Here is a 13,288-nt window from a genome sequence, read left to right on the forward strand (position 1 = left end):
GTTAATATTCTTCCAGAAATACCCCTGCTTGCCAAATCAGCCATTTGTGTTTTTATAGCATCTAAACCTGCTTGAGTTATAAATGCAACAGAAATAAAAAAAGAAGAGCATTTAGTCAAATCATTTTGAAGAAGTGTTAAAAAGTAAGTATTTTTTTCAGGATCATTTATAATAAATTTCGGATTTAGTTTTTCACTGATCACTGACTTATCAACAAAAGCTTTTTGTAATGCATTAGTTAAAAAATCCATACTATCCAATTCCTTCATGTACTATTTTATTAACAGTTGGTAAATCAGCGGGTGCCCAATTTAGCTCTTTTATCTCTTTTGATGCCAACCATTTAATTGCAACGTGTTCCGTCAATTTAGGCTCTCCATGAATAAGGTGACAAACAAAAGTTGTGAGATTGACAACACCAAAATCGTATTCAAATTGGCAAAACGCAAACTCAGTATTTTCGATGGAAACAGAAATTTTTAATTCTTCTTTTAATTCTCTAGCAAGGGCTCCCATTTTCGTTTCACCAGTCTCTATCTTGCCACCGGGAAATTCCCATAAATGAGCCAAGTTTCTACCAGGTCCCCTTTGACAACATAGAATTTTATTATCTTTAACCAAAACAGCGCCTACGACATTAATTTCCTTTTTCATCTTCTTGCAACGCCTCCATCGCCCATGTGTTTATCGCTTAAATCTTTCTACGTACTTTTTTAATTATAATAATTAGATCACACATATGGATTTGCTTCAAGATTTTCGTTACTATCATTTTGCTTTAGGCATCTCTTTTTCATTCGCTCTCCTTTAAGTTCACTTTTTGTTTTTCTCTTTTCAAAATAAGCACCAAATGTCCATTGTGAATTGAAAACGCATTCTCTAAAATAAAGGTGTGAGGAGGAAGTTGAATCCTCTACTGAAGATTGAAGAAAGGAGGAAAAGGAGATGCACAAAGCATTGGTAGCCTGCCGAGCAGGAGTGGGATCAAGTTTGATGCTCAAGATTAAAGTAAATGAAGTCGTGAAAGAAAATCAATATCCTATTCAAGTGGAACATTCATCATTGGATGGATTAAATGGGTTTGATGGAGATATGGTCATTACGTTAATTGATGTCGCAGAAGAACTAGAACAAAAAGGGATTCCACAAAAAATTATTGGCATTCGTAATATAATGGACAAAAAAGAAATCAAAGAAAAACTAGATGCAGCATTACAAGGTTGATCAAAGAAAGGAGTAATTATTCATGGCTTTTACAATTAGTTTTTTAAGCACTCCCGCAGTCTTACTCGGGTTGGTTGCCTTCATTGGGTTAGTAGCTCAAAAGAAAAAAGGCACTGAAGTAATGACTGGGACATTTAAAACAATCATCGGTTTTATGATTTTTAGTTCTGGTGGGTCCATCATGACTGGCGCACTACAAAACTTCAACACGATGTTCCAAAAAGGGTTCCATATTGTTGGGGTTGTTGCTTCACCTGAAGCAGCGACGGCCTTAGCCCAATCACAGTTTGCATTTGTTACAAGTTGTACCTTAATTTTAGGGTTCGTGATGAACTTAGTATTTGCTCGTATTACACCATTTAAGAATATTTTCTTCACAACTGGACATAGTTTATTCTTTGCGTGTGTACTTTCATTGATCTTAAAAGCGCACAAAATCGCAGATATTCCTGCAATTATCATTGGTGGCTTAATTTTAGGATTCGTATCAGCTGCACTTCCACAACTTTGTCAACCATTCATGCGAAAAATAACTGGTGGCGATGCGCAAGCAATCGGACACTTTAACATGGTTGGGTATGCATTGTCTGGTTACATTGGCAAAATTTTCAAAAAACACAAAGACAAAACAACAGAACATATTAATTTCCCTGGTTGGTTGTCTGTCTTCCGTGATTTCTTAATGGGCGTAGCTATTGTTATGTTAGTTCTTTTTTACGTATCTGCACTTAAAGCTGGTCCTGCTGAAGTGAAAAAGCTAGCAGGTAGCACTCATTGGTTAGTGTTCCCTCTAATTCAAGCCTTTACGTTCACAGCCGGTATGTCTATCTTGATGACAGGGGTTCGGATGTTCTTATCAGAAATCACTTCAGCTTTCGTAGCTGTTTCTGAAAAATTTATTCCAAATTCTCGTCCAGCATTGGACGTACCAACTGTATTCCCTTACGCTCCAACTGCTGTTATCGTTGGTTTCATCTCATCTTATGCAGCTGGCTTGTTAGGTGTATTAATAATGGTTCTTTTCAAATTCCCAGTAGTCATCATTCCAGCAGCCCACATTTGCTTCTTCTCAGGTGGTACAGCGGGCGTATTTGGTAATTCAACTGGTGGTTGGCGTGGTGCTGTCGCAGGATCATTTGTTGTTGGTTTATTACTAGCATTCTTACCAGTGCTTCTTTACCCAGTGTACGGTTCACTTGGTATCCAAGGATCAACTTTCCCGAACATCGACTACAACGTCATCGGTAACTTATTAAATGGTATTCTAAATATATTCCATATTGGCGGTTAAATTTTTCCAACAATGGATTTTAGGAAAAGAAGTGTACCCCGCTTCTTTTCCTTTTTTCTTATTGTCTTTAGACCCGGTTGAGCTCGCAACGCGTGCGAAACAAAAAACCACCTGCTATGCGGGTGGAAGATAAAAAGTTATACAAAAAAATCTCTTCTTAAGCGTTAAAATATAGTTGTTCAGGCCATATTGTTAACGAAAGGAAGCCATGTTCAGGCAAATCATTTAAAGAAAACTCAATTTCCCCTTGATTTAACCAATTATAAATTGATTTAGTCGCTAGTTTAAATTCGTGAGCTATCATTTCTGGTGACCAACTTAGCCGTAAATGGTTTAAAATTATTTGCCTTAATTTGTCATTCAATTTAGTCTTTCGGCCACATCGTGACCGCTTGTATTCGGCATCTGTTTGGGCCACTTCGGCCTGGTAAGGTTCACATCGAGCTAATTCATAAGAAATTGTGGCAGGTGATCGTTTTAGGCGATTGCTCATTTGGATATTGGACAGGCCTAGTTCACAAAAGGTTTCGATTTTAATTCGTTCAGAATAGGTTATACTAGACAAAAGATCAGCTCCTAAAAGATGTGTTTGTGGTAAACACCATTTTAAAGGAAGCTGATCTTTTTTGTCCGAACAGCGTCGGATTAATTTTACAATCTATCTATTAACCAAAATATCAAAAAAAGCGTATCATTGAGAGCGTAATGATTAAAACGTTTTTTACAAACGTTATAGAGGGGAGAAGTTAATATGGACTTAGTCGAAGAACTAGTCAATGTTGTTGGTAAAAAAAATGTTATTACTAACAAAGCAAAATCTTTACGTTTTAGGAAAGGGTACCGCTCAGGTGAGGGCGATGCAGTTGCAGTCGTATTTCCAACCACTTTAATGGCAATGTGGCGTGTGCTTAATGTTTTGCATGATAATAATATTATCATTATTATGCAAGCAGCCAACACTAGTTTGACTGAGGGATCCGTACCAGCCCCAGGTTATGACCGTTCTGCAGTTGTTGTGAACGGCATGAAAATTAAAGATTTACAGTTAATCAATAATGGGGAACAAGTGCTAGCATTCCCCGGTACGACACTGTTTCACTTAGAAAATGAATTGCGACCACTTAAACGTGAACCACATTCAGTCATTGGCTCATCTAATTTGGGTGCATCGGTCATTGGTGGTATTAACAACAATTCTGGTGGTGCTTTGATCAGAAGAGGTCCAGCTTATACAGAGCTATCATTGTATGTTTGGATTGATGAACATGACGAAATGCACTTAGTTAACCATTTAGGCATTGATTTGGGCAAAACGCCCGAAGAGATTATTACTAATTTGCAGAACCGCAATTTTGATTTGAATCAAGTACCAGCTACTGAACATCATGGTTCAATGTTCCATCATGAACAGGTTGTGCGTGACGTTGAATCTAATAAGCCTATTCGATACAATGCAAATCCTAAACAATTGTATGAAGTATCTGGATCGTCCGGTCACGTTGCGGCATTGGCTGTCCGCTTAGATACATTCCCAATGGATAAAAAAACACAAACGTTTTACATTGGAACGAATAATCCCGATGAGTTGGAAGATATTCGTCGCCATATTATGACGACATTCAAAGAATTGCCTGTTTCTGGTGAATATATGCATAAAAATGCTTATAAATTAGCTAAGAAATATGGTAAAGACTCACTAATTGTGATTGAAAAAATTGGTACGGGTCATTTGCCCCAAATGTTTGCGCTAAAAGCATGGGGCGAACGCTTTTTGAAGCACATTCCGTTTTTCAAACCTTATTTCCCAGATCGTTTGCTTCAAACATTAAGTAATTTATTTCCTAATCAAATGCCAAAGCGGTTAGATGATTATTACGAAAAGTACGACCATTACCTACAATTGAAAATGGCTGGTAATGGTATTGAAGAAGCGCGAGAGTATCTCAAATCTTATTTTGACAAAGCCAGTGGCGACTACTTTGAAGCCGATGCCAATGAGACCAGTAAAGCGGCAACTCACCGCTATGTAACAGCTGGGGTTGCGATTCGATATCAAGAATTAAAACAGGATAGTATTGACATTTTGCCACTAGATATCGCGTTGGCAAGTAATGATTATAATTGGTTCGAGCATTTGCCTAAAGAGATTGAAGACAAAATAGAACACAAAATTTATTATGGTCACTTACTTGATCACGTTATGCACCAGGATTATATTCTAAAACCTGGCGTCGATGCGCATGAACTTAAAAAAGAAATGCTTAAAATTTTGGATGAGCGTCACGCTGTTTATCCAGCCGAACATAATGTTGGGCATCTATATTTGGCAGCACCGGCCTTAATCAAGCACTATAAGAAAAATGATCCAACTAATAGTTTCAACCCTGGCGTTGGTAAACAAACAATGTCTAAATATTGGGGCGAATACTAAAATAAAAAGTTTGTTAAAAAATAACCGTTATCGTCATTTGTCGATTCATCGGTTATTTTTTTATTAGGGACTATGTAATGTGAATGTTTTATTTTTAGGTAGATCGCCGATTGTAAAATTAAGCTAGACAAATAAAAAAGTCATTTGTGCTACACTCGAGATAGTTCCCGCAAAAGAATTATAAGGAGTGAAGACAAATAACCTATACCCATCTTACATCAAATGAACTCGTAATGATAGAAGCTTATTTCAATCAATCACAACCTGTTTCAAAAGTAGCCAATCTGTTACAACGTTCTCGACAAACTATTTATAAGGTCTATCATTTTCTTAAATCTGGTAGAAGCGCAATGAGCTACTATAAACAATATAAGAAAAACAAACATAACTGCGGAAGACATCCGATTATATTATCAGATGAGCAACAGGAATACATTCAAAAAAAGGTGGCTCAAGGGTGGGCTCCGGATGTCCTTATTGGTCGAGCGGAGTTCCCTATTGCTTGTTCGGTACGTACACTGTATCGAATGTTTAAAGATAAAACCTTTGACACTCACGATTTACCAATGAAGGGAAAAAGAAAACCAAACGGTCATAAAGAAAAAAGAGGAAAACAAGCGTTTCGCCGTTCAATCCGAGACAGAAAGACAGACTATACCCAGTTTGATCATGAATTTGGTCACCTGGAAGGTGACACTATCGTGGGTGGAAAACATAAAAGCGCGGTTATCACATTAGTTGAACGGCTATCTAAAGTCATTATTACCTTGAAACCCGAAGGCAGACAGGCTAAAGACATTGAAAATAGGCTGAATCAATGGTTTCGTTGTGTCCCAAAACACTTATTTAAATCAATTACGTTTGATTGTGGGAAAGAATTTTCTAATTGGAAAAATATCAGTAATGTCAATGATATTTCTATTTATTTCGCGGATCCAGGAACACCTTCTCAACGAGGATTAAACGAAAACTCGAATGGATTATTACGTAAAGATGGTTTATATAAAGCTATGGATTTTAATGGTGTATCCGAAATTTTTATTCAATCTGTAGCATCAAAACGAAATCATATCCCTAGAAAATCATTAAACTATCAAACGCCATTGGGAATATTTTTGAGTTACGTAGCAAAAGATGATTTGTCTAGCTTAATTTTACAATCGGCATCCACCAAAAATAAGTGTGTCAAGTTTTATGGGGTATCTGAAAGGAAAGAGTGCGTTGATGATGTTTGACAAGCATGCAAACTTAAAATACAAATTTGGTAAGCGTCATTTTTGGTCGGAAGGATACTACGTGAGTACAGTTGGTCTTAATGAAGCGACCATCAAAAAATATATTCAATAACAGGAAAAACATGATATAGCACTAGATAAGTTGAGTGTTCGAGAATATGAAGACCCTTTTAAGGGTTAAGAAGTGATAGAGTTGTCTCTTTAGAGATAGCAAAAGTGACAAAACCAATGTGGATTGAACAAGGTGAAAGCCAGCGCCTTGAGACGCTGGCTAGTAGCAGAGGCTTATAGCCTCAGAGCAAACCACCCTTTTGAAGGGTGGTTATGATTTAAAAGGAGACTACTACAATGAAAATTTTACCTATCGCTATGGAAGATACCCAAAATAAGCTTACCGTTCATGCAATGGGATACGTGATGGACACCATCCCAGAAATTGATCCTAATCGCCGGCGTCCAGCTATAATCATTTGTCCAGGTGGTGGTTACCATCGCCTTTCTCCTCGTGAGTCTGAACCCGTAGCTATACAGATGCTTGCATTAGGGTATCAAGCATTCCTTTTGCAATATAGCGTTGATGCTGAGTCATTTTATCCAAAGCAGCCAATTGGCTCATTTAGTCCGTTATGTCCGTCAACATGCGATGGAATTCACAGTGGATCCAGAAAAAATCGTCGTCGCGGGCTTTTCAGCTGTAGGTCACTTAACTTAGCTGCTCATTTATCTTCTTGATACAAAAAAAAGACCATGCTTCCATGATCTTTTACCTACTTTTCTATTGCTTGTCATAGATTAATTTTCTTGAAAATAATGATGCTCCAATTCCTCTGGCTGAATAAATCGAATATCCGCCTGCGATTGATCCATATTGACTTTTTTGGTAAAGGATGTTTCTTTTGCAGCTACAGTTAAATCTGCTTTTTTTGCGGCTTCAATGCCAATAGTTGAATCCTCTATCACCAAAATATCGTGTTTAGGAATCTGCGGAAATTTTTCAATGGTCTTTAAATAAATATCTGGATTTGGCTTATTAAATGCTACTTCCTCACCAGACAAGATTGCATCGAATGTTTGCGTTAACCCAATATCCGCCAAACATTTTTCAATCAACAAACGAGGAGCAGAAGATGCTAAAGCACAGGCAATCGCTTTTTGATGTAGCCATTGAACAAATTGAATCATTTGTGCATCACAGATTGCCTGATAGTCCATCAAATGGGCTCGCACATCTTCGCGATAGATGGTTAACCAGTGTTCTCGTTTTTCTGTGTCTGCTGGAATCAACGCTTGCCAAATATCATTGGCATTGGAACCAACCATTTTATCTAGTTGTTGATCTGTTAGTTGGAATTGATGCCGCTGAAAAAACCGTTTACGCCGTTCATAATGGACACGTTCCGAATCAACTAACACGCCATCCATATCAAATATGACCAATTGAATCACCCTTGTTCACCTACTCCTTTTTCATGCTCTACAATATAGGCAAACACAGTTTCAGGATTATCTGTTGTTTGCAATAATTCAAAGAATGCACCGTCTTCTAAAAAATGGACCAATTGCGCAATGGCTTTTAAATGTTGCTGGTTGTCCACGGCAGATAACACCATCATATAGCGCATTTTACGACCATTTTCTAAAAGAATGGGTGTTTCAAGAACCCCTAAGCTTAGCCCAATTTCATTGGCTCCATACATTGGTTTGGTATGAGGCAAAGCTACTCCATTGGTAATCATCATCCAACTTTTCCGCTCTGCTGCTGAATGAATAATTTCAGCCAAATAATTTTCTGTAACAATCCCTTCAGTCAGTAGCGGGGCAGCACTTTGTTGAACTGCTTGTGCATAGGTCGTTGCTGGTAAATGAAATTGAATGAATGCTTTCTTTAAAACATCTGAAAGATTCAACTCGCCTTTTTCGTAGACAACATCTTTTTGCACAGGTTCATTAATCAGCAGTTCCGACAGTTCTTTTTCGAGATGATTGCGATTTTTGATTGTTGCATATTTTTCAATCACTGACATCAAATCCGAGATTTTCGGAAAACTAAGCATCGCCGTTTGAGTTGTTGCATATACGCTTCGCAACAGATGATAACGCTCAGCTGGTGTCAAAATTGGGTTTACAATAAAGACTGGCTTGTTGGCCGTATACAAACGCACATTGGGCTCTGTTGAAAAAATGTAGTCATACTCTTCATGAATTGTTTCTAAAATGTCCGTATCAAAAGGGCCTAAGAAAACGAACTCTGGAAAGAGCGATTTCAGTTCATTTAAAACAATTGCTGAGCTTCCAATACCACTCGGACAGACAACGATTCCTACATTTTTGCCAGCTGACTTCTTTTCTTCAAATTGATGAATGGCCGCAACAAAGTGCATGGTCAAAAAAGCAATTTCTTCTTCCGGTATCGGATCTTCGAAAAGTGCCGAGATTGGTTTCAACACTTCCTCGACAATTTTTATCATATCACGGTAGGTTGCTTGAATTCGTTCTGTAAAATAATTGATAATCGGAATACGGAAAAACAAGCGATAATACACGGAACGAAAATGCCCATATAGTTTTTCAATCACTTTTTCCTCATCCGTAAAACGAATACCTGACAATAACTCGAAACGATTGGTCATCCTTGTGACAATTTCCAAAATAATTGAACGATCAAAGGTTTGTTCATGAACATTCCCTACAGATAAACTCAAAATCCATGAACAAATGTATTTTTTGGCCTCTTCATTTTCAATTTGATACGTGGCTAATAACTCGGTTGCCAAATCATATTCTTTCATTTGATGAAAAAATTCAAGATGGTATGTTTTATTTGAGATTTGATTGGCAATTCCTAAGCGTGGAAGCAATAGTTGAAAGGTATAACAAAACTCACGTAGGCGATTTTCTACCAGTTGAATATGGTATTTTTTAAGCAAATCGGCCACGTTTTTTTGCAGACCATCAAAGTCGGCAATATTTTCATGAAATAAGAAGTAGTCATACAAAAAACTGCCCGTTGGTTGGTTAAAATCAATCAAAATGTTGCGCATCAGTAAAGCCCGAATTTGCCATTCATCACCGGCCAAATGATAGCCGATGGTCCGATTATTCAATACGGCGATGTTCTCATTTGCGAGTGTTTCTTCTAAATGCTTCATATCTTGAAGAAATGTCGTTTTTCCAACTTCAAGCGTATCCAAAAAATGCGGAACAGTTACATAGGATTCATAACGATACAGCAGCATTAAGAAAATATAGGTTTCTCTTTCAGGACCATCTAGCAAATAAGAATGGTAGATAGTTTGATTTAAAAAGCATTGGACAATATAGTCTTTGGTTTCAGTTGATAGCGAAAGAAATCGTCCTTCTAAATGAAGTGGGGCAACGGATGCATCGATTAAAAATTCATTGGCTTTTTCTATGGCATACAATACTTGTCGTTTTGACAAGTCCATCATTTGGATGAGTTGATTGAGGGATACCTCTTTTTCCTCAACACATTTTTTCATGATGTAGACCGATTTTCGATCAAGCATCGTTCCCACTTCCTTTCGTTATTATTACTTTGCTTTCTCAACAGCTATCCGCAAAGCTTTTGCATTGGCAGCAATTGTCTCTTTGGAACCTTTTGTCAAAAGACTTCCCACACCCATGCAATCTACCCCATTTTCAACCCATTCGTCAACATTTTCCAATGTTACGCCTCCTGATGAAAGAATTGAGACATAAGGTAGCGGCGTTTTAATGGTTTTGACTAAGGATGGGCCATAATAGTTTGAGATTGGGAAAGCCTTAATCATATCGGCACCGGCTTCTAGTGCTTCAACTAATTCCGTCATGGTCGTACATCCTGGCATATAAGGAATTTGATAGCGATTGCAAAGGCGAGCGACTTCTGCACTAAAGGTTGGAGCAATCACAAATTTCGCGCCTCGTAAAATAGCATCACGTGCCGTTGGTGCATCCAGTACTGTTCCTGCTCCTAATAATACCTTGTCTCCATAAGCTTGGCTTAATTGTTGAATGATTTCACCTGCATTGGCATTGGTATAACTAATTTCTAAAATACTAACTCCACCTGCCAGACAGCCTTCCACAATTTCTGATCCGCGTTCAAATGTTTCCACCCGCACAACGGCCATAATTTTTTCTTCATGAATGCGATTCAGTGTTGTTAATTTTTCCATTATTATTTCACCTCAAATCCTTCCGATTCTTGATAAGAAACCAAAACTTCTCTGATTTTAGCACGGTCCTCAGTGTTGATTACCGGTTGAACAGGTAGACAGGGTTTACCCACAGGTAGTTGAATCATGTTTAATGCTTCCTTCAAAACAGCAGGCACACTGCCAAGTTTCAATACACCGCGGAATGCATTGATACTTTCTTGTAACAGTTCTGCTTTTTCAATATCATCTGCTAAAAAAGCTTCGTAAATCCCCACATCAGTTTTCGTCAATACATTAGAAGTTGCGGCTACTGCACCTGTTGCTCCCAATTGAAGAGCTTTCAAAATACGAGAATCCGACCCTACTAAAACATCAAACGTTTCTTTTTTGACTAGCGCAAGATACGTTTCCATTTGATCTAAATGACCACTGCTGTCTTTCATCCCTATGATATTAGGATGTTTTGCTAGCCGCCCAACGGTTGTTGGTTCGATATTTAATTGCGTATTAGCTGGAATATTGTACAAAATAATTGGTAATGGACTCGCATCGGCAATTGTTTCATAGTGTTGAATCAACTCTTCTTGTGTTATATGGATCAAGTAAGGAGTAATAACAGATAATGCATCCACACCTCTTGTTGCCATTTCTTTGGCCAATTCTACAACTTCATTCGTACTGATACCACCAACACCCGCATATACCGGTACCCGACCAGCAGCTGCTTTGACTGCATACTCTGCTAAGCTTAATTTTTGTTCTTTGGTTAGGCTGTAAAATTCCCCGTTTGTTCCCAAAACGAAAAGGCCTGCCACACCATTTTCAATCAAGTGATTGGCTAATAATCTCACTCTTTCTTCAGAGATATCTCCATTTTCATCAATAGGTGTAGCCATTGCGGTAATAATTCCTTTTAGTCTCACGTCTTTTTCCCCCTTAGGCATGTCCAATTTCTTCGCGTGCTTGAGCACCTAGCGCACCACCCGGATGCCACATTGCATATTTTTCCATTGTAAATGCTGTGTCCTCTTGTAAAAGAATCGACAGACACTGTAGAACAATGATTTCTGCAACAATCGAAAGTCGTGGTGGCTTATTTGTGTCATCACCTTCATTTTGCACACCAGCAAATAAAACAGCTTCTGTATTTTTTGCTAACCAAGAAGAAAGATTACCTGTGACCGAAATGATTTTTACCCCCATTCGTTGTAAGGCTTCAACGGTATTGCGTAGTTCAATGGTATTGCCACTATTTGAGATGGCAATCACTACGTCTTCTGGCAATACTTGGCCAGCTGAACCGTGGACTGCTTCAGTACCATCTAAAAAATAACACGGTGTTCCAGTGGAAGAAAACAGTGCACACATATATTCCGCGACATGGCTTGGTTTTCCGATTCCAGTGATATGGAGACGACCGTGTTGTTCTTTGGCAGCACCAATCAATTGACGCGCACGATTTAATTGTTCTTCATCAATACTTTTTAAAAATTGTGTCACTTCAGTTTCAATATGCTGTGTATAATTTTTTAATGCTTGTTCATTCACGAGAAAGAACCCCCTTTTGATTGAATCAATCGCTTTATCTGCTATTTGTTATTCAGTCGTGAAAGGCAATGGTTTCTATCCATCGTCGCTATAAATTTATTTTTACCTACTCCAAAAATCAGCAGAAACCAATTGTGGTAGATTGGAATTATGGTATAATCAGAAAAGGTAAGGGTTTCCTTTACACAGATTTCCTAAGAATAGGAAATCGTTCACTGGATCTGCTGATAACCTTTTCATTCTACTGTGCTAGCACTAGGCCAACCACTAGTTGAACATTTTTTCTCTTTCGTGCCACCTGAGAATAGCAAAGAAAGAGAAGAATGACAGAAACGACGAATAGTGAATAACCATTCACTTATTGCCTAACAATGCTAAGTTAAAAACGAAGAATTTCGATGGTGATGAATTGCAGGATATCTGGCGAGTTCCAGTGTTTTTTTGCTTCTTTGGCACATTTTTTTGCAAAGAAGGCTCTTTTTTTGAGCAACGCCAGAATACCCCCTACTCTGCTAATGCTTCTAGTAACTTCGTCTTAATTTCTTCTTTGTCAACAATGTTACGAATACCCACAACTTTATACGGAACTTTCTTTTCTTCTAATTCTTGTGCCACATCAATTAAGGTAATAACCATATCACCATCAAACCCATTTAATCCATCTAGAGATGAGTGTTCGACAACTAATTGAAGATTATTTTCTTTAACTACTTCGTTGACTTTTATTTTTAACATCAAGCTAGAACCAACTCCAGCACGACATGCGACTAATGCTTTATGCATCATGTTGCTCATTCCCTTCATATTTAGTTAATAATGCAATAAATTCTTCTTTGGATGTCACCGTATCTAAGCCTTCAACAAATGAAGGATTGCCTAATAACTCGGCTAATTTTGATAACATTTGAATATGTTTTGTGCTGTCGGTTGCACTTAATGGAAAGAGATACTTCACAGGATCATTCGCAACATTACCAGAAACAACTGAGTGTTTTAGCTTGGTAAATCCTATCCCCATCTTTAATGCTCCCGCTTCACTGTCTGCATGAGGCAAGGCAATATGCGTGGTAATCACGATATACGGACCCGTTTCACGATAAATAGAGAGAATTTTTTCCACATAGCTTGGTTTAACGTATTCTTGTGCCACAAGAGGCTCCATTGATTTTCGAACCGCATCCTCAAAATTTTCTGCTTCTACATCTATTTGGATTAACGACTCATCGACTGACTGCAATTTCATCATCGCTTTCCTCCTTTCATTACCATTTTAAGAAATCGTTTCCTTTTATTCAATCAACTTTTGGCACGCATTTTGGACATCCTTGTACAAATGTTGGACTTTTGTCGTACTCACTTGTGACCTTAATTTATGACAGTTCATTAATTATTTTCAACT

14 protein-coding genes and 2 pseudogenes are annotated in these 13,288 nt (G+C 37.9%); 6 read left to right on the top strand and 10 right to left on the bottom strand.

The window, feature by feature from the left end; all coding sequences use genetic code 11:
* Together NE257_RS06195 and NE257_RS06200 are read right to left on the bottom strand one after the other, a co-directional pair.
* Positions 1 to 251: phospholipase D-like domain-containing protein (locus NE257_RS06195; RefSeq protein ID WP_477181462.1), on the bottom strand; the 251-nt coding region annotated here is incomplete at its 3' end.
* A 1-nt stretch (position 252) separates the two neighbouring features.
* Positions 253 to 654: a (deoxy)nucleoside triphosphate pyrophosphohydrolase gene (locus NE257_RS06200; protein ID WP_251851815.1), complete on the bottom strand. Its 402-nt coding sequence runs from the start codon at positions 652 to 654 to the stop codon at positions 253 to 255.
* 291 nt (positions 655 to 945) lie between these two features.
* Between NE257_RS06200 and NE257_RS06205 the strand changes: the two genes are divergently transcribed.
* Both NE257_RS06205 and NE257_RS06210 read left to right on the top strand, forming a co-directional pair.
* Entirely contained in the window at positions 946 to 1,224 is a 279-nt protein-coding gene (locus tag NE257_RS06205; RefSeq protein WP_007207934.1) for a PTS sugar transporter subunit IIB, read from the top strand.
* 22 nt (positions 1,225 to 1,246) lie between these two features.
* The gene (locus NE257_RS06210) at positions 1,247 to 2,515 is read left to right on the top strand and encodes a PTS ascorbate transporter subunit IIC (RefSeq protein ID WP_251886021.1); all 1,269 of its coding nucleotides are present in this window, start codon (positions 1,247 to 1,249) and stop codon (positions 2,513 to 2,515) included.
* 205 nt (positions 2,516 to 2,720) lie between these two features.
* On the opposite strand, the pseudogene NE257_RS06215 reads toward NE257_RS06210, so the two are convergent.
* Positions 2,721 to 3,080, bottom strand: a pseudogene (locus NE257_RS06215) (transposase); the annotation flags it as partial.
* Positions 3,081 to 3,266: 186 nt separating this feature from the next.
* Here NE257_RS06215 and dld point away from each other — a divergent pair.
* From dld to NE257_RS11780, 4 genes and pseudogenes are all read left to right on the top strand, one after another.
* Positions 3,267 to 4,946, top strand: coding sequence for a D-lactate dehydrogenase (dld, locus tag NE257_RS06220; RefSeq protein ID WP_251869259.1), 1,680 nt, complete (start codon positions 3,267 to 3,269; stop codon positions 4,944 to 4,946).
* Between the two features lie 197 nt (positions 4,947 to 5,143).
* Positions 5,144 to 6,181 carry an IS30 family transposase gene (locus NE257_RS06225; protein WP_420871138.1) on the top strand — a complete coding sequence of 346 codons (1,038 nt, stop codon included), beginning with the start codon at positions 5,144 to 5,146 and terminating at the stop codon, positions 6,179 to 6,181.
* Positions 6,114 to 6,362, top strand: a pseudogene (gene tnpA / locus NE257_RS06230) (IS200/IS605 family transposase); the annotation flags it as partial. The gene NE257_RS06225 and the pseudogene tnpA, both read left to right, overlap by 68 nt.
* A 167-nt stretch (positions 6,363 to 6,529) precedes the next feature.
* Positions 6,530 to 6,913: an alpha/beta hydrolase family protein gene (locus NE257_RS11780; RefSeq protein WP_251886022.1), complete on the top strand. Its 384-nt coding sequence runs from the start codon at positions 6,530 to 6,532 to the stop codon at positions 6,911 to 6,913.
* A gap of 60 nt (positions 6,914 to 6,973) precedes the next feature.
* Here NE257_RS11780 and NE257_RS06240 read toward each other — a convergent pair whose 3' ends face one another.
* The 7 genes from NE257_RS06240 to NE257_RS06270 all read right to left on the bottom strand — a co-directional run bounded on the left by NE257_RS06240 (position 6,974) and on the right by NE257_RS06270 (position 13,132).
* Positions 6,974 to 7,627, bottom strand: a complete 654-nt coding sequence (locus NE257_RS06240; RefSeq protein WP_251886023.1) for an HAD family hydrolase — start codon at positions 7,625 to 7,627, stop codon at positions 6,974 to 6,976.
* Positions 7,624 to 9,708, bottom strand: coding sequence for a BglG family transcription antiterminator (locus tag NE257_RS06245; protein WP_251886024.1), 2,085 nt, complete (start codon positions 9,706 to 9,708; stop codon positions 7,624 to 7,626). Before NE257_RS06245 ends, NE257_RS06240 begins: the two co-directional genes overlap by 4 nt.
* A gap of 24 nt (positions 9,709 to 9,732) precedes the next feature.
* Positions 9,733 to 10,359, bottom strand: a complete 627-nt coding sequence (locus tag NE257_RS06250) for a bifunctional 2-keto-4-hydroxyglutarate aldolase/2-keto-3-deoxy-6-phosphogluconate aldolase (protein WP_251886025.1) — start codon at positions 10,357 to 10,359, stop codon at positions 9,733 to 9,735.
* A 2-nt stretch (positions 10,360 to 10,361) separates the two neighbouring features.
* The gene (gene dapA / locus NE257_RS06255; RefSeq protein ID WP_251886026.1) at positions 10,362 to 11,264 is read right to left on the bottom strand and encodes a 4-hydroxy-tetrahydrodipicolinate synthase; all 903 of its coding nucleotides are present in this window, start codon (positions 11,262 to 11,264) and stop codon (positions 10,362 to 10,364) included.
* A 13-nt stretch (positions 11,265 to 11,277) separates the two neighbouring features.
* A complete protein-coding gene (locus NE257_RS06260) occupies positions 11,278 to 11,889 on the bottom strand; it encodes an SIS domain-containing protein (protein ID WP_007207920.1) in 612 nt (203 codons plus the stop codon).
* 504 nt (positions 11,890 to 12,393) lie between these two features.
* Complete coding sequence (locus NE257_RS06265; RefSeq protein WP_007207919.1) at positions 12,394 to 12,675, bottom strand: PTS sugar transporter subunit IIB; 282 nt, start codon at positions 12,673 to 12,675, stop codon at positions 12,394 to 12,396.
* On the bottom strand, positions 12,665 to 13,132 hold the full coding sequence (locus NE257_RS06270) for a PTS sugar transporter subunit IIA (protein ID WP_007207918.1): 468 nt from the start codon (positions 13,130 to 13,132) through the stop codon (positions 12,665 to 12,667). Before NE257_RS06270 ends, NE257_RS06265 begins: the two co-directional genes overlap by 11 nt.
* Positions 13,133 to 13,288 lie beyond the last annotated feature (156 nt).

Source organism: Enterococcus italicus (assembly GCF_023743875.1).
In the GTDB taxonomy this organism is placed as follows: Bacteria; Bacillota; Bacilli; order Lactobacillales; family Enterococcaceae; genus Enterococcus_G; species Enterococcus_G italicus.